General features: G+C 61.8%; 19 protein-coding genes. 13 read left to right on the plus strand and 6 right to left on the minus strand.

What is annotated here, in order from left to right; translation table 11 throughout:
- Positions 1–32 precede the first annotated feature (32 nt).
- On the minus strand, positions 33–1,100 hold the full coding sequence (locus I6E60_RS04350) for an amidohydrolase family protein (protein ID WP_197179020.1): 1,068 nt from the start codon (positions 1,098–1,100) through the stop codon (positions 33–35).
- A 142-nt stretch (positions 1,101–1,242) separates the two neighbouring features.
- Between I6E60_RS04350 and I6E60_RS04355 the strand changes: the two genes are divergently transcribed.
- The 8 genes from I6E60_RS04355 to I6E60_RS04390 all read left to right on the plus strand — a co-directional run bounded on the left by I6E60_RS04355 (position 1,243) and on the right by I6E60_RS04390 (position 8,307).
- Entirely contained in the window at positions 1,243–2,121 is an 879-nt protein-coding gene (locus tag I6E60_RS04355; protein WP_197179021.1) for an SIS domain-containing protein, read from the plus strand.
- A 106-nt stretch (positions 2,122–2,227) separates the two neighbouring features.
- Positions 2,228–3,490: an ABC transporter substrate-binding protein gene (locus tag I6E60_RS04360; protein ID WP_307841778.1), complete on the plus strand. Its 1,263-nt coding sequence runs from the start codon at positions 2,228–2,230 to the stop codon at positions 3,488–3,490.
- A 22-nt stretch (positions 3,491–3,512) separates the two neighbouring features.
- Entirely contained in the window at positions 3,513–4,454 is a 942-nt protein-coding gene (locus I6E60_RS04365; RefSeq protein ID WP_197179023.1) for a carbohydrate ABC transporter permease, read from the plus strand.
- Positions 4,454–5,350 carry a carbohydrate ABC transporter permease gene (locus tag I6E60_RS04370; protein WP_197179025.1) on the plus strand — a complete coding sequence of 299 codons (897 nt, stop codon included), beginning with the start codon at positions 4,454–4,456 and terminating at the stop codon, positions 5,348–5,350. Before I6E60_RS04365 ends, I6E60_RS04370 begins: the two co-directional genes overlap by 1 nt.
- The gene (locus tag I6E60_RS04375; protein WP_197179027.1) at positions 5,347–6,249 is read left to right on the plus strand and encodes a carbohydrate kinase family protein; all 903 of its coding nucleotides are present in this window, start codon (positions 5,347–5,349) and stop codon (positions 6,247–6,249) included. The genes I6E60_RS04370 and I6E60_RS04375 overlap by 4 nt, the downstream gene beginning before the upstream one ends.
- On the plus strand, positions 6,246–7,157 hold the full coding sequence (locus tag I6E60_RS04380) for a PfkB family carbohydrate kinase (RefSeq protein ID WP_197179029.1): 912 nt from the start codon (positions 6,246–6,248) through the stop codon (positions 7,155–7,157). Before I6E60_RS04375 ends, I6E60_RS04380 begins: the two co-directional genes overlap by 4 nt.
- A 116-nt stretch (positions 7,158–7,273) precedes the next feature.
- A complete protein-coding gene (locus tag I6E60_RS04385) occupies positions 7,274–8,149 on the plus strand; it encodes a bifunctional methylenetetrahydrofolate dehydrogenase/methenyltetrahydrofolate cyclohydrolase (protein WP_197123284.1) in 876 nt (291 codons plus the stop codon).
- A 2-nt stretch (positions 8,150–8,151) separates the two neighbouring features.
- Positions 8,152–8,307, plus strand: a complete 156-nt coding sequence (locus I6E60_RS04390; RefSeq protein WP_197123286.1) for a hypothetical protein — start codon at positions 8,152–8,154, stop codon at positions 8,305–8,307.
- A gap of 59 nt (positions 8,308–8,366) precedes the next feature.
- On the opposite strand, the gene I6E60_RS04395 is transcribed toward I6E60_RS04390, so the two are convergent.
- Entirely contained in the window at positions 8,367–9,383 is a 1,017-nt protein-coding gene (locus I6E60_RS04395; protein WP_197123288.1) for a galactokinase family protein, read from the minus strand.
- Between the two features lie 44 nt (positions 9,384–9,427).
- On the opposite strand from I6E60_RS04395, the gene I6E60_RS04400 reads away from it, so the two are divergent.
- Genes I6E60_RS04400 through I6E60_RS04410 form a run of 3 tightly spaced genes read left to right on the plus strand, consistent with a single transcriptional unit; the run spans position 9,428 to position 12,006 of the window.
- Positions 9,428–10,348 carry an aldose 1-epimerase family protein gene (locus I6E60_RS04400; protein ID WP_197179031.1) on the plus strand — a complete coding sequence of 307 codons (921 nt, stop codon included), beginning with the start codon at positions 9,428–9,430 and terminating at the stop codon, positions 10,346–10,348.
- Positions 10,345–11,418 carry a VIT1/CCC1 family protein gene (locus I6E60_RS04405; RefSeq protein WP_197179034.1) on the plus strand — a complete coding sequence of 358 codons (1,074 nt, stop codon included), beginning with the start codon at positions 10,345–10,347 and terminating at the stop codon, positions 11,416–11,418. Before I6E60_RS04400 ends, I6E60_RS04405 begins: the two co-directional genes overlap by 4 nt.
- A gap of 15 nt (positions 11,419–11,433) precedes the next feature.
- Positions 11,434–12,006, plus strand: coding sequence for a cysteine hydrolase family protein (locus tag I6E60_RS04410; protein WP_197179036.1), 573 nt, complete (start codon positions 11,434–11,436; stop codon positions 12,004–12,006).
- On the opposite strand, the gene I6E60_RS04415 is transcribed toward I6E60_RS04410, so the two are convergent.
- Positions 12,003–12,206, minus strand: coding sequence for a PLDc N-terminal domain-containing protein (locus I6E60_RS04415; protein ID WP_197179038.1), 204 nt, complete (start codon positions 12,204–12,206; stop codon positions 12,003–12,005). The two genes, I6E60_RS04410 and I6E60_RS04415, sit on opposite strands and share 4 nt — an antisense overlap.
- Before the next feature lie 259 nt (positions 12,207–12,465).
- Between I6E60_RS04415 and I6E60_RS04420 the strand changes: the two genes are divergently transcribed.
- The gene (locus I6E60_RS04420) at positions 12,466–13,998 is read left to right on the plus strand and encodes a stealth family protein (RefSeq protein WP_231601122.1); all 1,533 of its coding nucleotides are present in this window, start codon (positions 12,466–12,468) and stop codon (positions 13,996–13,998) included.
- Positions 13,999–14,030: 32 nt separating this feature from the next.
- Here I6E60_RS04420 and I6E60_RS04425 read toward each other — a convergent pair whose 3' ends face one another.
- Complete coding sequence (locus I6E60_RS04425) at positions 14,031–15,038, minus strand: phosphodiesterase (RefSeq protein ID WP_197179042.1); 1,008 nt, start codon at positions 15,036–15,038, stop codon at positions 14,031–14,033.
- 258 nt (positions 15,039–15,296) lie between these two features.
- On the opposite strand from I6E60_RS04425, the gene I6E60_RS04430 reads away from it, so the two are divergent.
- The gene (locus I6E60_RS04430) at positions 15,297–16,151 is read left to right on the plus strand and encodes a nuclease-related domain-containing protein (RefSeq protein WP_197179044.1); all 855 of its coding nucleotides are present in this window, start codon (positions 15,297–15,299) and stop codon (positions 16,149–16,151) included.
- 50 nt (positions 16,152–16,201) lie between these two features.
- Here the strand turns inward: I6E60_RS04430 and I6E60_RS04435 are convergent, their stop codons facing one another.
- A complete protein-coding gene (locus I6E60_RS04435) occupies positions 16,202–17,056 on the minus strand; it encodes an NAD(P)-dependent oxidoreductase (RefSeq protein WP_197123304.1) in 855 nt (284 codons plus the stop codon).
- Positions 17,057–17,136: 80 nt separating this feature from the next.
- Positions 17,137–20,703, minus strand: a complete 3,567-nt coding sequence (locus I6E60_RS04440) for a DUF4132 domain-containing protein (protein ID WP_197179046.1) — start codon at positions 20,701–20,703, stop codon at positions 17,137–17,139.
- Between the last annotated feature and the right edge of the window lie 97 nt (positions 20,704–20,800).

Consider the following 20,800-nt stretch of genomic DNA (forward strand, 5'->3'; position numbering starts at 1 on the left):
CTGGCGTTACCGGCCGAGCTACGCCGGCTAGCTCAGAGGCCGAGCACGCGGCGTGCGTTGTCGCGGTACACCGCCTGAAGGATGTCCCTGTCGAGCGCGAGCGCCGACACTGTCCATCGCCCCTGGGGTGGCACCGGATCGCCTGGCGCGTACTCGAAGGCCTCGTCAGCCGTCTCGAGAAAGCGGAAGTGCAACCGGTACTGCTCGACTGTGATCGGGTAAATGTCGGTGCCGAACAAGACGCGATCGGGGTGGCGGGCGAGCAATGCGGCGAAGCGCCGCGGCTGTCTCCCGAGTTCTGCCATGCGTCCGCCAATATCGATCGTGTAGTTCGAACACGCATCCAGTAGGCGTTCGACACGATCGAGATCTTCGGCGGCACAGCCGGCGTGAGCGCCGATGAAGGTCGTGCTGGGGCAGCCGCTCACGAGCGCGGCATGGGCGTCAAGCAAGCGATCGAAGGTCGGGTGCACAGCGGTATCTCCGAACCACCACTCTTCGGCGTCGAGCAATTCGTCGAGTCGCTCGTTGTGGGCGTCGAGAGGGTCGAAGAAGGCTCGGGGGTCCGCGGTGTGAATGAGCACCGGCAGGCCCAGGTTGCCGGCGTGCGCAACAACGTCGAGCACTCGGGGGTCATCGGGCAGGATGAGGGAGCCATCGGCGTCACGAATGGTGAGCCCCAGGTCTTTCCAGATCTTGAGCCCACGAGCGCCACGTCGCGCACTGTCGTCGAGGGAAGCGCGTAATTGATCGACTCCGTCGGGCTCTGCGAGCAGAGCCCATTCGAGTTGGCAGAAGGTGAGAAAGCGGCCCGGGTAGGCGTTGTCATACCGCTCCACGTTGGCGCTAATCTCATCGCCCCAGAGCCCGTCGAGGTTCACGATGGTCTGCACATTGGTGCTGTCCATGAGAGAGACCAGAGCGGCGACATCCGGGATCATCCACTCGCCATTACTCAGCCAACGGCCCAGATGGTTGTGCACGTCGATGGCGGGCACGGCTGCCTGATCGACCGCGCTGACGGGGGCTGATAGCTGAGATTGAGGGTGCCACGCCGCTAGGGGAAGGTGGCGAAGTTCATCCCGAATTGGGGCAGACATAGGTACTCCTCTGAAAAACGATCAGTGAAAGTGATCATGTTGGGCAGTTTTCTTGTCAAACGATCACTTTGAGGCCACTATTGCACCACACCTTGCGACCTAGGGGAATCCCATAGCAAGTAAAAGTAAACGGAGAAATCGAATGTCGATCACTGCGACCGAAATCACTACCCAGCCGTCGATGTGGCGCACGGCTCTCGAACAGGTCGAGATCGCCCGCGAATTATTGGCCGCGCCCGGAGAGCGAGTGCTCGTCATCGGTTGTGGCACTTCAGCCTTCGTCGCTGAATCATTCGCATGGCTGCGCGAGAGCGCGGCGCTCGGCGAAACCGACGCCAACTACGCCTCCGAACTGCGGGTCTGGCGGGACTACGACCGTGTCATCGCCATCACGCGCTCCGGAACGACCAGCGAAGTCATCGACGCTCTGGGCACAGTGCCCGAGGGTGTGCGCACCGTCGTGATCACGGGCGTCGCCGACTCACCGGCAGCGCTGCTCGCCAACGACGTTCTCTTGCTCGACTACGCGGACGAAGAATCGGTAGTGCAGACACGATTCCCGACTACGTTCTTGTTTCTGGCGCGTGCTGCGTTCGGTCTCAGCGTCGACGGGTTGAGCGACCAACTTGACGCAGCGCTCGCCGAACCGCTGCCCGTCAACGCTGGTGACTTCGATCACTTCGTCTATCTCGGCACCGACTGGAGCTACGGACTTGCACAAGAAGCAGCGCTCAAAATTCGCGAAGCCGCCCAGGCGTGGTCGGAGTCGTACCCTCTTCTCGACTACCGTCACGGTCCGTTGGCCGTCGCCCACACAGGTTCGCTCGTCTGGATGTTTGGCGCAGCCGACGAGGCGCTCGCTGAGCAGATCCGCGCGACGGGGGCAACTGTTCTCCTCGGCTCTCACGACCCTCTCGTCGAACTCGTGCAGGCGCAGCGCCTTGCCGTAGAGCTGGCCGAAGCGCGTGATCTCAACCCCGATAAGCCGAGGCACCTCACCCGCTCGATCATTCTGAGCTAAATAGCCTCACCACCGCAGACCCCCAGCCCCACCCGCACAATTGATCCAGGAGTTAACAATGAGAAAACCCTCTTCTTCAGCATCGCGGCGCTTAGCAAGTATTGCCGTGACTGCAACTGCCGCTCTGGTGCTTGCGGGGTGTAGCGCGAGTCAAGGCGCTACGACCCTCGACCCCGAAGCGGATGTCACGCTCACGTGGTGGACGGGGCAGACGGATGACGCGCAAAAGACTTTGGAAGCCCTCGCCGCTGAATTTGAAGAGGACCACCCCAACGTGACGATCGATGTGTCGCCGGGCTCGTCCTCAACTGAGGAGCTGCTGCAGAAGCTCTCCGCCGGTTTCGCTGGGAACAGTTACCCCGATATTTCCTATTCTTTCGGAGCCTGGGCGAGTCAGCTCGAAAGCTCCGGCCGCACGCTCGACATTACGGAACAAGTAGCGGATCCTGCTGTCAAGTGGGAGGAGTTCTCCGAGTCAGCGCGTCAAACGACGCAACCGACTGGGGACAAAACGATCGGGTTCCCGGCGATCGTCGATAACCTCTCTCTCATCTATAACAAGACCGTCTTCGATGCCGCTGGCGTCGCCTACCCGACGGACGATTGGTCGTGGGACGACTTCCGCGATGCTGCTGCGAAGCTTACGGATGCTGCGACTGACACCTACGGCTACGCCTATTCGGTGTCTGGTTCAGAAGAAACCACGTGGCAGTTCTGGCCACACCTGTGGCAGGAGGGTGGAGAGATCCTTGGTGATGACGGTCTGGCCGCTTTCGATTCCGACGCGGGAGTTCGTGCTCTCACGCTCTTGCGCGACATGGCGATCGACGACAAGAGCATCTACCTTGACCAAACCGATACTAAATTCGCGCAGCTCTTTGCGAGCGACCGCATCGGAATGATGACCTCTGGTCCGTGGCAGTTGTACGACCTCACGGTCGCAGGCACCGACTACGGCGTAGTGCAGCTTCCGGGAACAGACGGCGATCACCAGACCGTGTCCGGCCCAGATATCTGGGCTTTGTTTGACCACGATGACAAGAATCGTGAGTACTGGACCTTCGAGTTCACGAACTGGCTCACATCAGCGGAACAGGACGAACGGTGGAATGTCGCTCTGGGCAACCTCCCTATCCGATCCTCGGAGGTCGACTCTGCGGCATTCGCCGAACAGGTCGAGGCATACCCCGGGCTTGACGTTATGGCCGCGAACAACGACAACGCTCTCCAAGCCCGCCCCACAGTTGAGGGCTACGTAGGCCTGTCGGAATCAATCGGCAACGCCATTTCCGAAGTCCTTCAGGGCAAGGGCGAGCCGAAGACTGCTCTCGAAGAAGCAGCGGCCGACGCCAACGATTCACTCCAGTAGCCAGTCGGAATAGAAGGAAATCATGACAACGAGACCGTTGCTGAAGCCGCCCCTCCGATCCCTAGGTGTGCAGCGCGCGCAGCGGTCTCGTCGTCGTTTTCGTGACGACCTGAGCGGTTGGCTTTTCGTCGCACCAGCATCAATTTTGGTGCTGGGACTATCATTCTTTCCCGCCGTCTGGTCGTTTATTCTCTCGCTGCAGGAATGGAATGGCTTCAGCGAACCTGAGTTCGTTGGTCTCGACAACTACTCCGCGCTCATTACGGATGAGGATTTCGCTGCAGCGGTAATGCACACCGGTATCTACACGGCACTCTTTGTGCCAATGTCGGTGCTGGCGGGCCTCTTTCTCGCAGTGGCGCTCAACCGCAAGATCCGCTTCATCGGGTTGTACCGCACAGCTATCTTCGTACCCTTCGTCGCCTCAGCAGCGGCGACCGGAATTCTCTCGACCTACCTGTTCAACCCTCAGTTCGGGTTGGTCAACAATGTGTTGCGTGTTCTCGGACTTCCCGCTCAGGGATGGCTCGAAGACCAGACGCAAGCCATGTTCGTGATTGCGCTGATGTCGTTGTGGGGGCAAGCGGCCTTCACCACGGTGATCTATCTCGCCGCGTTGCAAGACGTGTCGCCCGAGCTTCTCGAAGCCTCTCGGCTCGACGGAGCGACCCCGTGGCAGTCGTTCTGGAATGTCGTGTGGCCCTCGCTTCGCCCGGTGACCATTTTCGTGACCATCTGGCAAACCATTGGAGCTATCCAGCTCTTTGACCTCGTCTACACGACGACGCGAGGCGGGCCGCTCGACTCCACCAAAACGATCGTTTATTACCTCTGGGAGCAAGCATTCCGCCGGCTCGAATTCGGCTACGGCTCAGCAGTGGCGTACGCCCTCTTCGCTCTCACTCTCGTTATCACCATCGGTGTCGTGTTGTATTCGCGTCGCCGAGGACAGGACGCATTCTGATGACCGCCCTTGATTCGCGACCCACCGTCGATGAAGCTGTGCAGACCACGGTCGCCCCGGTTGCTCGCGCTCGAACTCCACGTCGGCGCCGAATGAGCGGATGGCACTTTGTGCTCGCTCCTATTGCCCTGCTCTTTCTCTTGCCATTCGTGCAGATGTTTATGGCATCAGTTTCTCCCGCCAAAGAGCTCGTGAGTTATCCGCCGCCCTTCGTCCCCTCTCGAATCGATTTCACCGGGTTCATCGCGCTCTTTCAGAACACCGACATCACGCTTTGGCTGCTCAACAGCACGATCGTGTCGGTGACCGGGATCGCCTCCCACCTCGTGTTCTGTTCGCTGGCAGGCTACGGCTTTGCGCGCCTGACCTTTCGCGGCAGAAATTTCGGCATTTTCGCCATCCTGGGTACCATCATGATCCCTACCCAACTGCTCATGATTCCGACCTACGTGCTGTTCTCACGCTTGGGTCTCGTCGACGGGCTCGGCGCTGCAATCGTGCCCTGGCTTGCGACCGCCTTCGGGGTGTTCTTGATGCGCCAGTTCTTCATGTCGCTTCCTCGTGAGCTTGAAGAAGCAGGTCGAATTGATGGGGCCTCTCGCTGGCAGATTTTCTTTCGCATCATTCTTCCTCTGGCTAAGCCAGCGCTCGCGACGCTGGCGATTTTCACACTGCTGGGATCCTGGAATGACTTGGTCTGGCCCCTCATCGCAATCAACAACGACAACGCGTTTACCCTGCAGTTGGGTATCGCCAATTTCCAGGGAACGCGACGCACGCAGTGGAGTCTTCTCATGGCCGCAAATGTGGTCGCCACGATGCCCCTCATCCTGTTCTTCCTGTTTGCTCAAAAACAGTTCATTCAAACCATGACCATGACAGGACTACGCGGATGAGCGCTCAATACCCGGTGCTCGTTGTCGGCGACGCGAATATCGATCTTGTCGTGCGCGGCGATGTTGTTCCCCGATTCGGGCAGGTCGAGCAGCTTCTGGAGCACGCTAGCCTCGTGCTCGGCGGCAGTGCGTGCATCATGGCGTCTGGGCTCGCCCAGCTGGGGGTTCCCACGTCTGTTGTCGCTGTGATCGGTGACGATGAATTCGGCGGGATCATGCGCGACTCGTTGGTTTCCGCGGGGGTCGATGTCTCCGCGGTGCACGTCGATCCACAGGTTCCGACCGGCATCTCGGTAATTCTCTCGACAGCGGATGACCGTGCAATTCTCACTCTGCCGGGAACGGTGCCACTGCTCACGAGCGCTCACGTGCTCGCGGCTGTGGAGTCTTCTCAGGCCCACTGGGTGCACTTTGCTTCGCCCTTCCTGATGCCGGAGTTCACCGCGGGGCTCCCGGCGTTGTTGGCGGAGCTCAAAGCGCAGGGTATCCGCACCAGCCTCGACACCAATTGGGACCCGGCCGACGAGTGGGCAGGTCTGGGTGAAGTGCTTCCGTTGATCGATGTGTTGCTGCCCAATCGGGCTGAACTCGATGCCATCACTGCGGCGGTGGGGGAGATCGAATGTCGCGTCGTGGTGAAGGACGGCGCAGCGGGCGGATGGTCGAGATCGCCGGACGGCACGACGGTGCGGGCTCCGGGCATCCGCCTCGATGTTGTGGACACCACGGGCGCTGGTGACAGTTTCGATGCTGGCTACCTCGCTGCGGTCGCCCACGGCGTAGCCGACGAGCAAACCCGCGTTCGCTGGGCGGCGGTGGCAGGCTCGCTCTCGACGCGCGCCTCCGGTGGCACCGGCGCGCAGGCAACGCTCGCGCAACTGAGGGAGCACCTAGCGTGATCACGGTTCTACTGCTGAGCCCTTCCCTCGACGTCACGTACCTAGTCAATGAGGTGGCCGTCGGAGAGATTCACCGGCCTCACACCGTGCTGCGTTCCCCCGGGGGCAAAGGTCTGAACCTCGCGCGGGCTGCTCACCGCCTGGGGGTGAGTGCATCCGTAGTGATGCCGTCGGGCGGTCACATCGGTGCGCTTGTTTCTGAACTTGCCGCCGCCGAGGGGGTGGCCGTGACCACCGTTCCCGTCAGGCAGCAGACCCGCAGCTGCGTGACTGCCATCGACGGATTGGGGCTCACAGAGTTTTACGAACCGGCGCCTGACCTCAGCGCCACCGAACAGTCACAACTGTGTGCCGCGCTCGCCGCCGAGCCGGCTGGAGGGTGGACGGCGCTCTCGGGCAGCATCCCCGCCGCGGTTGACACACAACTGCTTATCGGTGCTCTCGCAGCGCGGGCGGCCCAGGGCGATTCCATCGCGATCGACACGCACGGCCCCGTGCTGGGGCTTCTTGCCTCAGAGCTTAAGCCGGCGCTCGTCAAAGTCAACCGGCACGAAGCCGCCGAACTGCTCGGCGCCGACGCCAGCGCTGCCAGTCTCGCCGCGCAACTTCGCACGATCACGGGCGGCACCGTTATCGTGACCGACGGCGTGGCCGGCTCAGTGGGAATCGATGGCACGGGCACGTGGAGTGCACGACTGGATGCCCCCGCCGGGCGTTACCCGGTCGGTAGCGGCGACAGCTACCTCGCCGGCATACTCGCCACTCTCTCTAGAGGTGGCTCGCTGGCTGCCGCCCTTGCCATCGCGTCGGGGGCAGCATCCGCTAATGCCGCGGTTGCGGGTGCCGCCACCTTAGATCCGGCTCTGGCGGCACATTTGGCCGAACGCGTCGTAATCAACTCCGCCTGACGCTTCGTCGGGGGTGATCCAAAGCGGTGAACACGACGGTCGCCCGTTTAGCGTTTAATGGAGTCGGCAGTTGTAGGTGGCCGATCAGCGTATGGGCCCGATTCGAACGGAAGACGATGACCGCAGTAAAGCTTGATGGTGTTGCCACAGCAACCGCAGTGAAGAATGAACTGCGCATTCGCGTTGACGCGCTCAAGGCTCGCGGCATCACTCCGGGCCTCGGCACCCTTCTCGTGGGTGACGACCCCGGAAGCCGTTCCTATGTCGCAGGCAAGCACCGCGACTGTGCCGAAGTGGGCATCGAATCTATTCGCGTCGATCTGCCGGCCACGGCATCCGCTGACGAAGTTCGGGATGCCATTGTGGCGTTGAACGAGAACCCTGCCGTCACCGGCTACATCATTCAGTTGCCGCTGCCCGCCGGTCTCGATGAGAACGCGATGCTCGAACTCATGGACCCCGCCAAGGACGCGGATGGCCTGCACCCCACCAACCTGGGTCGTCTCGTGCTTGGCGTGGGCACGAAGCTCGATTCGCCGCTGCCCTGCACCCCGGCCGGAATCGTCGAAATGCTGGAGCGCTACAACGTGCCCATCGCGGGCAAGCACGTTGTTGTTGTCGGCCGTGGCCTCACGGTCGGTCGCCCCATTGGCCTGCTCCTCACCCGCAAGGGACTGGATGCTACCGTCACTCTCACCCATTCCCGCACGACCCAGCTGGAGACTCACGTTCGCCAGGCGGACATCGTGGTTGCCGCCGTCGGCTCTGCTGGCCTTATTCGCCCCGAGTGGATCAAGCCCGGAGCAGCCGTTCTCGACGTCGGAATCACCCGCGTGATCGACGAAGAAACCGGCAAAGGCCGCCTCGTCGGAGATGTTGACCCTGGCGTTGCGGAAGTCGCTGGCTACCTCTCGCCCATGCCCGGTGGCGTTGGCCCGATGACTCGCGCGATGCTCGTGAAGAACGTCGTCGACGCGGCCGAACGGCTCTGACGGTGGCAGCGAAGAGGTCGGCGCCGCCCGAGGGTGGCGCCGCCAAGCGCACTCCGCGCAAGCGTCGCTTTCCGTGGGCTCAGGTCTGGGTCTGGACCGGCACGATTGTGGCGATCGGCTTCGCCGTCGCGCTCGTGCTCAAGATCGTGAGCGAATAGGGCCTAGCGAATAGCCGCTGGCACAGAGCGCTTAGCGAAGAGTAGCTCTGCGGTTCCCGCTAGCGGTCGCGTAGTGCTCCGAGCGAGGGCAGCACCTCGGTGACGGTCGGCTGGCCCAGGGCATGCTCGGCGAAGGCACCATCGAGAGCAACGCGCACCCGCGATGCGGTGTCGGTGTCGACGAGGGCAACGGCGACTCCGCTAAACGGGCGGCCGAGCATCCGTGCACCCAATGCTCCGGATGCCAGAGCGGTTTCTACGGCGAGGTCAATTTCGGTGGTGGAGATTCCGTAGTCGTCGCGCAGGCTCGCCTGCGACGCGTCGAGTAGCGCGCCCAAGAGCCGCGGCGTTTCGTCGCGGATGGCGAGAGCCGCGTCGCGGACCCGCTGGTTTTCGGTAATGGTGTGCAGGGTGCGACGCACTTCGTCATCCGCGATTGCGGCGTCGAGTTCGTCGGCGGTCGGCGCATCGGTGTCGATCACCAGCAGTTCAAGGCCCGCGGTTTTCCAATCGAGGGGGAGCGGCTCGGGGCGGGTTTCACCCTCGAGCCGTACGAGGGCGTGGTCGTCGAGCGCAAAGACGCTCGCGGCAACGTCGGGGTGCTCGGGCAGGTGAGCGATGTGTTCGCCCAGACTCCACAAATCGGTGAGCGCGAGCGCAAGCGCGGCCTCCAGCGCCGACGACGACCCCATGCCCGCACCCACGGGAATGGTCGTGTCGATGAATACATCGACACCACTCAGGGCGCTCGAATCAGCGGATGACGCCATCACTTCCTGCACAATAGCCAGCGCACTGCGGCTCCAGCCTTCTACCGCGGTCGTCGCTAGCTCGTCGAGTTCCACCGTGACCATTTCGTCAACGAGGGCACTCGCGATGCGCACGGTGCGGTCAGGACTGGGGCCGGCGGCGAGCACGGTGCGGCGGTTGATCGCGATGGCGAGTTCGGCATCCGTCTCAGGGCTATCGGGAGTGCCGAGCAGCGTGAGGCGGCCGGGGGCAGACCAGACGCCAGCGGCGGGGCGCCCGAACACGGCCTCGAAGTCATAAAGAACGTCATCGCGAATATCTGACATGGCTGCTTCCTTCGTTGTTGCGTCTGCGCCGATAAGCTGTTGCGGTGAGCACGCCTACCGGAACCCAGTACATCATTTCTCGCGACTCTGAGCAGGGCGAGGCGCGAGCGACGATCACGGAACTTGCTGCGTCACTGCGGGAGTTCAGCATTGGCGGTGTTGATCTCGTGGAATCCTACGCCGAGACTGCGATGCCACCCTTTGCCGACGGCATCGTGTTGGTGCCGTGGCCCAACCGCATCGAAGACGGAACGTGGATGCTCGAAGGCGAACCACAACACCTCGATATCACCGAACGCGATCGCAACAACGCGATCCACGGTTTGCTTCGCAACACGGGCTACTCCCTCATCGAGCGCACCGAAAGCTCGGTCACACTCGAGGCAACAGTTTTCCCGCAGCATGGCTACCCGTTTCACCTGCACACCACGGTGCGCTACGAACTCGTCGAGGGTGGTCTGCGCGTCAGCCACACCGCCACTAACCTGTCGGATGCCGCAGCCCCGTACGCGCTCGGAACGCACCCCTTCTTCAAGATCGGTGACACTCCCATCGCGGAGCTGACTCTCACGATGACCGCCGCCACTCGCTTCGAGTCGAATGAGCGCAACATCCCGACCAATGAGGTCGCAGTGTCCGGCACCGGGTTCGATCTCAGCGGTGGTCGCCTCGTCGGAGAGCTCGATCTCGACACGGCATTCGGCGGTATTGAGGTTGTCGACGGTGTTGCCGCACGCCTCACCGCGCCAGACGGTCGCGAAATTCGCGTCACCGTTGATGACAAGTTCGACTTCGTACAGCTGTTCACGCCCCGCAACTTCCCGACCCTCACCGGTGTCGGCCAAGTTGTCGCCATCGAGCCCATGACGGCCGCGCCCAACGCGTTTAACACTGGCCGCGGACTGCTGTGGCTGGAGCCCGGCGCTGAGTTCGCGGCGAGCTGGGGTGTCGAGTTCTGGGCATGACCGTGACAGAACCGAGCTCCGCACCGAGCGCTCGCGAAGTACGACGGTGGCGACGCTATCTTGCTGCCGAACGCGCCGAAGCTGCCGTTTATCGGGATCTGGCATCCCGTCGCACTGGCGAAGAGCGCGAGATTCTTCTTGCGCTCGCCGCTGCCGAAAAACGCCACGAAGACCACTGGCTGATCCTGCTGGGGGAGCACGCCGGCCGGCCACGCCCGACTGACCCACGCACCCGGATGCTCGGCTTCTTGGCCCGCCGCTTTGGTTCCGTCTTCGTGCTCGCGCTTGCCCAGCGTGCCGAATCACGTTCGCCGTATCTGGATGACGCCGACGCGACCGACACGATGGCCGCCGACGAAGCCGTGCATGAGGAAGTGGTTCGCGCTCTCGCTACCCGCGGGCGCCAACGCCTCTCGGGAACGTTCCGCGCCGCCGTGTTCGGAGCAAACGATGGGCTCGTCTCCAACCTCGCCCTCGTGCTCGGCATGAGCGCTGCCGGCCTGCCGAACGCTGTTGTGCTGCTCTCTGGCGTCGCCGGCCTGCTCGCTGGCGCCCTTTCGATGGCTGCCGGTGAATACGTGTCAGTGCGTTCCCAACTCGAACTCGAACAAGCGGCAGTGCACGGACCGGTCGCCACCGACTCCGTCACCCACCTCGACGTCGACGAAAACGAACTCGCCCTCGTCTACCGGGCACGCGGCATGTCCGCCCAGGAGGCCGAGCTGCACGCCGCCGAAGTGCTCGCCGGTCGCCAAACGGATGCCGCGGCAACGCCCGCAGAGCACAACCCGATCGGTTCGGCGCTGGGAGCTGCGGCATCCAGCTTCTGCTTCTTTGCGTCAGGCGCGGTTATTCCAGTACTGCCGTATTTGTTCGGGGCAGAAGGGTTCGCCGCCGTCGTGATCGCGTCGCTGCTGGTCGGTATCGCGCTGCTCGTCACCGGCTCCATCGTCGGCCTGCTTTCCGGAGCCTCGCCCCTCAAGCGGGCCCTGCGCCAACTCGCGATTGGCTACGGAGCCGCTACCGCAACGTATCTTCTAGGGCTACTATTCGGGGTAAGTCTCGGCTAAAACCCGGAGGTCGCAATGGCTGCAGCACTCATCGTTGTCGATGTACAGCAAGGGTTTGACGATGTCGCCTACTGGGGGCCGCGCAATAATGCCGACTGCGAATCCAATATCGGGGTGCTGATCGGGCACTGGCGCCGCGAAGGCTGGCCGATCGTCTATGTACGGCACGATTCCAACGACGACACGTCGCCGTTGCATCCAAGCTCGCCAGGCAACGCCTTCAAAGAGTTACTCTCGGGCACCCCCGATCTGCTGGTGACCAAGAGCGTGAACTCGAGTTTTCATGGCAGCCCCAATCTCGATGACTGGCTGAAAGCATCCGACATCGATTCGATTGTGGTGTGCGGAATCACCACCAACCACTGCTGCGAAACAACCGCGCGGGTGGGCGGCAACCTCGGCTATGACGTCACGTTCGTGGTGGATGCCACCCACACGTTCGACCGCGAGGGCCCTTTTGGCGAAGAAGTAACCGCCGCCGAGCTCTCGCGCATCACGGGGGTCAACCTGCACGACGAGTTCGCTCAGGTAGTGCTGACTCGTGACCTCGTGGGCGGAAATGCAGGATTCAGCGGCGTCGTGCTCTAGAGCAGGGCGCTATTGCGACCAATCGCAAACCAGATTAGTGGTCCGAGGAATGGTGCAACCAGAATCACGATGAGCCACAGGAGTTTGGTATTCGTGGGCATAGTGGAGCGGTAAATCTGCAGCAGCGCTACGGCGATCAGAGCCACATAGGCGACGATCGCCAGAATTCCGATCAAGTTCCACAAGACAACTTCAGACATGAAAGCCTCCCGATAGGCTGTTCGACCGCGTGGAAGCGGATAAGTCCACTGTAGCGAGCATCGCTCATTAATCAAGCGAGGGGTGAGCGTAGGGTCGGCAGCATCTAGTTCGGCGTTGCCGGGCGCAATCCGACCGATTCTCAGCGGGTCAGGCTACTCTCAGAGAAGCTAAAGGCACGCCGATTTTCGGTCGCTTGGCAGCTCACTCACGCTATAACGACGGGGCCCCATGATTGACCATGTTTCTTCTCCTGCGGTAATGAACCGCGACGATGTTGTTCTGCACGATGGACTCCTCGCGCTCAGCAATGACACTCTGACGCCGCGCGAAGCGGTGCGAGATGACCTGCTGTTTATTCGCGGCATTCTTGATGATGCTGAGATTCCGTTTCTGCTCGTGCGCGGCGACGGCGAGACCCCGGTTGTTGCCGTCGATTGGAAGGATCGCAAGGCGTTGAAGAACGCGTTGGTCACGGCCTGCCAAAACGAGCCCTTCTATGTGAAGCCGGCGCGCATCAAGGAGAACGGCAAGCCTGTTGCTTCGGATGAGCGCGATAGCCCCGTGCTGGTGGCCGATGGTGTGCTGGTCTCCTCGATCAAGGCGAAAGCGATGATGCTGTTTCGGCCTCGAGTCGAGCCCGCGGGCCGTCTGCGTTTCGATGCGCCGTTCGGGGTGCGCCTTGAGTTGTGGGAACACGTGCGCAACGAGGTTGTCGCGCCGAACCCGAACGCCCTCATGCGCCGCTGGGTGCCGCGCAGTGAAGCCATCGACGACACCGTTGAGTTCTATGGGCAATCATGGCCGACGCTCAAGGGCATGTTCGAGCCACTGGCTAGCGACATCCAGTTCGACATCGATATTGTGTTCTCGTGGGTTGATGGTGCCGCGGTCGAGTGGCAAAAGGCCCGCGCGGCCCGCATGGCGAACTTCATCGTGGGCGAGGGCGACGACTCTGAGGCGCGCTACCGACAACTGGATGAGCTCAAGTACGCGCTTCGTTCCGTGCACTTGTTCGCGCCGTGGATTCGCAACATTTACATTGCTACTGATTCTCCGCGCCCGGCCTGGTTGGCCGATCATCCGCGGGTCACGTTGATGCGCAGCGAAGACTTCTTCGCGAACCACGACGACCTGCCAACGCACAACTCGCATGCGGTCGAGAGCCAGCTGCACAACATCCCGGGCCTCAGCGAACACTTCTTGTATTCCAACGACGACATGTTCTTCGGTCGCTCGGTAAGCCCCTCGGCGTTCTTCACCCCTGGCGGCATCTCGAAGTTCATCGAGGCACGCACCCGCATCGGTTTGGGCGAGAGCAGCATTGAGCGCTCTGGATTCGAAAACGCGGCCCGCGTGAATCGTCGACTACTTCAGGAGAAGTTCGGCGCGACGATCACTCGCCACCTGGAGCACGCGGCGACCCCGCTGCGCATTTCGGTGATGAAGGAACTCGAGCAGACTTTCCCGGAAGATTTCAAGCGCACGAGCGCGAGCGCCTTCCGCCAGGCCACGGATGTGTCTGTCACGAACTCGTTGTACCACTACTTCGCGCTGCTGAGCGGCAAGGCAATGATCCAGTCGGATGCCAAGGTCAAGTACGTCGACACAACGTCGCTTGAGGGTTTGCGCAAGATGCGCTCGCTGCTGCGCAAGCGCACGAGCGACTTCTTCTGCCTCAACGATGGCAGCTTCCCGGAGATCTCGGTTGAGGACCGTGCGGCGGCAGTCGGCTCATTCCTTGATGAGTACTACCCGGTGGCGGCCCCGTGGGAGTTGCCAGAGCCCGAGTAGCGGCTAGCCGCTAGCGGTTGACGCGTGGTGCCCTATGCCGCGACGGTGATTGCTGAGATTGTGTTTGTGGCGACGTCACTCTGAGTGTCATCGGCGACGGTAGTGGGCGCGGCGTCAGCGGTGCTGTCAGTGGTGACGCTAGCCGTGACGTGCGGGTTCACTGCGGGGGCGATGGTGATGCCCTCCTTGACCAGAATTGCAGCGGTCTCTTCTGGTGTCACATAGGCGAGACTTCCGTAGTCGCCAAGCGGTACCACCGAGTGCAAGACGGTGTCGTCATACACGTGCACCAGGTTGAACGACTGGGCGCCATCGCGGCCACGACTGCCGCCAACGGCCACGTTGAGGTCTTGCGTGTAGCAGGTTGCCGAGGCAACAGACACGGGGATGCCGGCGAAGGTTGCCGCCGTGGAATAGTGCAGGTGGCCGGCGATGATGCTGCGGATGTCGCTGCCACGAATGACAGCCGCCAACTCTTTCTGGCCACGTAATTCGACGGTCACCGCAAGGTCAAGCACGGCGGGTACCGGCGGGTGGTGCATGGCGAGAATGGTGCCGTGGGGTGCCGGGGTGGCAAGCACATTCTGCAACCACAGCAGCTGGGCATCCGTGACATGGCCGTAGTGGTGGTCGAGAACGGTGGAATCAAGCGAGATGATGCGAAGCCCGTTGATGTCGATGACTCGGTCGATGGGGTCTTCGGAGGCGGCCTCATCGAGCAGGTGTGCGTTGAACGCAGAGCGGTTGTCGTGGTTGCCCATGACCCACACCACGCGAGCGCCGAGGCGTTCTGCTGCAGGTTCGACGATTTCGCGAATAGCGCGGTAGGCCACCGGGTCGCCCTTGTCGGCGATGTCGCCGGTGAAGATAATTGCTTCGGGACGGGAGTTGGATTCCTCAAGTTCGGCAAACAATTGCCGGAGCTTGACCTCGCTGTCGAGGGAGTCGTAGAGCTTCCCCCCGTTCGCCAAGAAGTGAGTGTCACTCAGATGCAAAACGAAATGGTCGGGCCGTGGATACTGCGACGCGTAGCCGGTCATAGAAATAGTCCAACACTTCAACATGGATGCGAGGTGAACATACTGCGGCAAGTTGCAGCGCGGTACAAGGGTTTAGGCGGGTCGCGCCGCGGTTTGTGGCCCGGTTTGGGGGTCTCAGCGGGCGTTGCGGTACGCCGTTTCGAGGCGGCTACGGCGGATGCTGCTGCTCTCTTAGCCCTTGTTGGGGGAAGCGTCGATCGTGGCAGGCGAGATACTCTCGACTAGTGCGCTCGGGGGAGTGCGCTTTGGGGGGAAAGAATGACTGAAGACGTTCACACTGTGCCGGTAGTTTCGCCGTTAGACGCGGTGGGTGACTTGATTGATCGACCGGCAGCGTATTCAGTTATTGAAGAACTGTTCCGCGTTCAGGCGACGATGGAGCCGCGCAGCACGCTTCGGCGGGTTTTCGGTGCCCGACCCGTTCACGCGGATGCGCAGAGCTGGTTCGCTGGGGCGATCGGTGAGCTTAAAGTCGGCGAGCTTCTTTCACGACTTGGGCCGGAGTGGACTGTGTTGCATGCGGTCCCGGTGGGTAAGGGCGCGAGCGATATTGATCACGTGGCCATCGGCCCGGGCGGAGTTTTCACGATCAACACGAAGCGTCATCGGGGCAAGAAAATATGGGTCGGCGACACAATGCTCATGGTCTCCGGGCAGAAGACAGATCACCTTCGCAACTCTCGTCATGAGGCCAAACGGGCCGCGAAGTTGCTGACGCGGGCCGCCGGGATTGCTGTTGATGTGCATCCGGTGTTGGCCATTGTCGAGCCAGCATCCTTCACGTTCAAGCAGCACCCCAAAGATGTAAGCGTCATGGATGCGCGGGCTCTACCTCGGTGGCTGAAGCGCCGCACGACTGCACTCGACGCCGACGCGCTTTCGCGAATCCTCGCGGCCGCAGTTGAGGTACGAACTTGGCACTCAACGGCGGATCTCACCATCGACCCCACCTACCGTGCACGGTTCACGGCGCTGGATCGCGAAAACAACCAGGCGTATGTCGTGCGGATGACGTGGGCCATCGCTGCGGCGATCTCAGCCGGCTTTGTCGCGATCACCTATCTTCTGCCCGCGATATCGGCGGCGATGATCGCCGCCGTCGGCGCACTGTAAAACCACGGGGATTGCAGCACGCCCACCAGCGGGTTTTCGCCAGCTGAGCGCTAGTCCCGCCAGCTGTGCTGCGGCACCCAGCCGAGCAACCGCTCGGCCTTGGCAATCGACGTCAGCGACGCATTGACGCCAAGCTCGCCGCGAACCTCTACGCCGGGGAACACCTCAGCCACGAGCTCTGCATTCGGGCGTGACATGACGGTGTCGGCGGCGAAGATGTTGAAAACGTCATAGCCGGGGCGGGAGGTTTCCAGTGCCAGACGGATGGCGTTGGCTCCGTCGCGGGCATCGATGTAACCCCAGAGGTTCCACGACCGCTGTCGGGCATCCGCATCGAAGCTCGGGAATTCGGCGTAGTCGGCAGGGTCCATCACGTTGGAGAAACGCAGCGCGGTGATGGTCAGCGTGGGATCCCAGCGCACAAACTTTTGCGCCATCTCTTCCTCAAGATGCTTCACCATTGAGTAGGTCGACTCGGGGCGCGTCTCGTATTCCTCATCGAGCGGAATGTAGGGCGGGGGAGTCTCGAACGGCAGCCCGAGCACCGTCTCGCTCGAGGCATACGCGATTGTCTTGATGCCGAGTCGCTTGCACGCCTGAAACACATTGAACGTGGCATTCATGTTGTTCTGAAAAGTGGCCACATCGGACCAGAGCCCTGGCGCAGGGATCGCACCGAGGTGAGCGACAGCATCCACGCCGTCGTGGCGGCCGTTCACGCCGGCGAGAGCATCGACGACCTGGCCATAGTCGGTGAGGTCAACGTAGGTGAACTGGGTGCGGTCGGGGCCAGCCATATCGAGCACAATCACCGTGTGACCAGCCGCACGCAAGCCTGCGACAGCCGCCCGCCCGAGCTTGCCGTTTCCACCGGTGACGGCGATACGAAGGGGAGTGAATGTCATGGCTAGCTCCTTTGCTTGGCACGATTGTGAATCGTTTTAGATGACCGGGAGCAATGCTAGCTCTGTGCATGCTGACGCGCCTAGGCCGCGCCAAAAAACTCGTAGTCCGCAACGAGCTCGGCCAGCAGTGCGGGTGGCAGCTCCGAGAATTGTGCTGCGCCACCGCTGCCGCGCGGAGTGATCCGGCGAATGGTGAGCGCCCCGAGCTCGATAGGGATGTTCGTTTCCGGCAAGCTGCTTCCCGAAAACGACAGCACGCCTTCCAACCCGACGGTATCGAACCGCTTCACGTATTCGAAGAAGCTCACGTCGTCACCCGTCTCCCCACGGTTCCATTCCCTCGCTTTCGCTCGCGAGCGGAGTCGGAACGATTCACTCTCCGTCCCGTCGAGGTTGTCGCGCCGTGATTCCGTTCCTGTGGTGGCAATCGGGGTTGCGCCAAATTGGTCAAAGCCGAGCCCCAAGGGGGCTGCACTCGCGCGCCAGGCCTCAATCACGGAGGTGTCGAGCGTTGTCGGGTGCGCAACGCTCACGCGGGCATCCGGGGTCACTTCGACAGGCGAGCCATCAACGGTTCGTAGGGTGCCGTCGAGATCAGGGCGAACTGTGATGCCATCGATGTGCCAGACCAACGCCGCAACGAGAACGCCCATGATCGGATGCTCGAGCAGCCGTTCGCGCCACTCAGCGCCAGTCCACTCCCGTCGTACGCACATCGCGTCGTAAAGCCGTCGGCGTTGGATTGTGACGACCGCGGTGAGCTCCTTCTTGTTGGTGGCCAAGTGGGTTTTCGCTGCCGCAGCAGATTCGTCAGCCTTGCGCGGGGCGGGGAGTGCCTTGATCAGTTCGCCCTCAGCAGTTTCGAGACTGAGTTTGAGAGAGGTGCCGAAGCGCGCCACAAACGAGCGCGGCCCATAGTCGAGCGCGAACGTGCGTGAACTGTCGAGACCGGCGGTCGGGATCATCCGATCGGCAAGTTCGTCTGTCGACCACCCGCGGGCCTCGGCGATCGCATCGACAAGCTCGCCAGCCCGCTTTTGGATGCCGGCGGTGCGATACCGCCGTGCCGTCGCGACGAGGAGCTGTGTCGGTTCTGGATCGCCCGAGAGCGACAAGACCACGAGGAGTGCGTCGATCTGCGCCCGCTTCAAATGCTTACGTCTCATGTACTGCCGCACGATTTCGGCAAGCTCGGCGCCTGGAACGTGGCTGCAGAGGGAGAGGATGCCACGGTGTGCTGTCGCGGTTGGCACCTTGCCATATTCCCGCAAACGTTCCCGTTCGAAATAGTCCAACTCTCTTGAGTTCGCGAGAGAAAACTCCGGTGGCAAATCTGCATCCACGATGTCGAAGAACAGCAGAGTTTCGCGCGTAATTTCCGGATCATCTAGAGCGAGTGCCTTCACGATGCCTGAATAGCGGATAGCAGCTGTGAACGCTTTCTCCATGGAGACGGCGTCGTCTTTCGTCGCGTCGCGTGCGATCCACGTCGTCAGCACGAAGCGGCCGAGTGCACTGGCGCTCGCCGCAGTGAGCGTACGCAGGTATAGCGGCAGCAGACCCGCACCGGCAGGGTCTTTCAGCGTGAAGCCGAGAACGGTCCACCAGCGCAGAACGTCGGAGGGCACCTCAACGCCGTCCGCGTAGGCGGCCGTCGGCAGGTCGGCGAAGGGAAACCACTCCATCTCCTTGGGCAGGCCCTTAGCGAGTCCCTTGGCTGCCTCGGACGCAAGAGCAGATGGCTGCAGATAAACACCGATGTTTCGCCCTAGTCGCTCAAGCGCGGCGATGATCGTTGCGCGAACTGTCGGGACTGTTTCTTGTTCGAGTTGCTGAGCGAGTGCATCAACCGCCCAGTCGCCGCCGAGCGATCCCACCCAGACCACTGCTGCGGTGCGAATTTCGGTGTTGCCGACGCGGAGAGACTCCTCGGCGATGCGCTCCGCCAGGCCGTGCTTCTCCAGCACCCGCTGAGCCGCTGCGCGATTCGACTTTGCAGTGCCGATTGCGAGGTCAGTAACAAGGGGTAAGTAGCGCGCAGCGAGACGGGGAGATGCTTCCAGAATCGGAAGCACATCGGCGCGCAAATCGTTGCCGGACCAGTGGCCTTCGATCTCACCGAATTCAAGACCCAGAACCACATCAAATAGGTGGGGGTTCTCCGCCATGAAGCCCACAAGTTGGGCGGGCAACAGCGATGGTCCGCTGAAATAGTCGGTGAGCGCTGAACCGAAGATATGGATGTTGGCGTTGCTGACCGTCGACCCCGATTGGATGAGCGCGTGTGCGATCGAACGAGCGTCGATCTCCCGATCGCTATCGCTGGCTCCACGTCCCCAGTAGGAGGTTCCTGATTGCCGTACCCAGTTGACAGGGGCGAAGCCCACGAGGCGATGGCTTACGTGATTCAGCGGGTATAACAGAGTGCGCTCGAGTGCCTCGCCTCCGTAGGAGAGGTAGTTGACGATTTGGGGTAGCGCTTTCAGCGTCGCGTCTGCCTCAACGACGTGCTGCTCATAGGACTCAACTAAGTTGCCTGTGGCGTTGCCCGGGTATTTCTTGAGAAAATCCTCTCGTTCTTTCTTTGCCGATTCGACCAGGCGGCTCTGTCGTGCGCGGTAGTCCGTGACAGCCGTGCGTATCGATTCGACAGCGGCGTCGTCGAGCACATTCTCGGCGAGTGGCACCATCGCGGGTACCGCAATGTGCTCCGGGGCTCCATACAGCTCGTAAATAGCGAGGCGTTGAATCGCCCGATCGATCTCTACCGTGCCCTTCGTGCCTCGTGCAAGCGCGCGCTCAAGTACACCGATGGCAGCCGGGATATCTGGCACGTTCTCCAGTGCGTAGATGACCCTTTCGCGATGGGCTGCAGACCCCGTTTCGAGAAGAGTTTCGAGAACGGCGAGTTGGCGGGCAGGGGCGATTCCGCGTAGAACGGCCAGTGCAGGCATCCGCAATTTCTTATCGCCGTGAATGGCGAGGGCTGCGATGAGCTCCCCATGCATCTCTGCAAGCGGGGGATGGCTCGCGGCGATTCTGACTAACTCGAAGAGCGCTCCGTACGTGAATTTGGGGAGCAAGTCTTCAAGCGCGTCGGCGTTCGTGACGAGAAACTCAGCCATGCCGGGAATCGCTCGAAGTCCGGTGGCTCGATAGCGAGCGTAATCGTCTGCAGTGCCGATTAGTTCGGCGATCAACGTTCGGGGGAGATCATTCTCGTTCACCTGCTCAAGTCGCATGAGCGCGGCGATTCTTTCAGTCGTTATCGACGTGAACGGAATGTCGGCAAACCTCCGCCGTCCGTTGCGGCTGAAAGCAGACAAGGCATCCATGACGAGCGCCCACACAGAGTTGGGCATCGCGCCAGGAGTGCTGAGGGGCTCGACTCGTGCCGCCGAGAGAAAACGACCCCACCGCACGAGAGTCTCATCGTCGGCTCGCTCAATGGACTCCAGCTGAAGGTAGAAGTCCGTGCGGGTAAGGGTGTCGATGCTGCAAAACGCGGCACGGTCGTTCTTGCTGAGCCGCGACGGATAATCCTGATTGCTGCCGTCGAAGACGTAGTCGAGAATGTCGTGACGCAGCACAACATCCAATTCCGCCAAAGAATCTGCGAGCAGAGTGCGGGGGTCGCTGGATGTCATGTGGTTCCTCACCGGGACGCGAACACGGGGTGAGTGAACCTCACAATGAAATGCTACGGGGCTGGATGCTACCGCGCTGTCCCCACATAGGGGCGCG

Source organism: Salinibacterium sp. SWN167, from assembly GCF_015864665.1.
Taxonomy (GTDB): Bacteria; Actinomycetota; Actinomycetes; order Actinomycetales; family Microbacteriaceae; genus Rhodoglobus.

Bases quoted from the DNA above. Each gene is read 5' to 3' on its own strand.
- I6E60_RS04350 (WP_197179020.1), bottom strand. From the start codon at position 1,100: ATGTCTGCCCCAATTCGGGATGAACTTCGCCACCTTCCCCTAGCGGCG.
- I6E60_RS04425 (WP_197179042.1), bottom strand. From the start codon at position 15,038: ATGACCGGCTACGCGTCGCAGTATCCACGGCCCGACCATTTCGTTTTG.
- I6E60_RS04415 (WP_197179038.1), bottom strand. From the start codon at position 12,206: ATGTCTGAAGTTGTCTTGTGGAACTTGATCGGAATTCTGGCGATCGTC.
- I6E60_RS04410 (WP_197179036.1), top strand. From the start codon at position 11,434: ATGGCTGCAGCACTCATCGTTGTCGATGTACAGCAAGGGTTTGACGAT.
- I6E60_RS04430 (WP_197179044.1), top strand. From the start codon at position 15,297: ATGACTGAAGACGTTCACACTGTGCCGGTAGTTTCGCCGTTAGACGCG.
- I6E60_RS04440 (WP_197179046.1), bottom strand. From the start codon at position 20,703: ATGACATCCAGCGACCCCCGCACTCTGCTCGCAGATTCTTTGGCGGAA.
- I6E60_RS04375 (WP_197179027.1), top strand. From the start codon at position 5,347: ATGAGCGCTCAATACCCGGTGCTCGTTGTCGGCGACGCGAATATCGAT.
- I6E60_RS04435 (WP_197123304.1), bottom strand. From the start codon at position 17,056: ATGACATTCACTCCCCTTCGTATCGCCGTCACCGGTGGAAACGGCAAG.
- I6E60_RS04395 (WP_197123288.1), bottom strand. From the start codon at position 9,383: ATGTCAGATATTCGCGATGACGTTCTTTATGACTTCGAGGCCGTGTTC.
- I6E60_RS04355 (WP_197179021.1), top strand. From the start codon at position 1,243: ATGTCGATCACTGCGACCGAAATCACTACCCAGCCGTCGATGTGGCGC.
- I6E60_RS04385 (WP_197123284.1), top strand. From the start codon at position 7,274: ATGACCGCAGTAAAGCTTGATGGTGTTGCCACAGCAACCGCAGTGAAG.
- I6E60_RS04370 (WP_197179025.1), top strand. From the start codon at position 4,454: ATGACCGCCCTTGATTCGCGACCCACCGTCGATGAAGCTGTGCAGACC.
- I6E60_RS04405 (WP_197179034.1), top strand. From the start codon at position 10,345: ATGACCGTGACAGAACCGAGCTCCGCACCGAGCGCTCGCGAAGTACGA.
- I6E60_RS04420 (WP_231601122.1), top strand. From the start codon at position 12,466: ATGAACCGCGACGATGTTGTTCTGCACGATGGACTCCTCGCGCTCAGC.
- I6E60_RS04365 (WP_197179023.1), top strand. From the start codon at position 3,513: ATGACAACGAGACCGTTGCTGAAGCCGCCCCTCCGATCCCTAGGTGTG.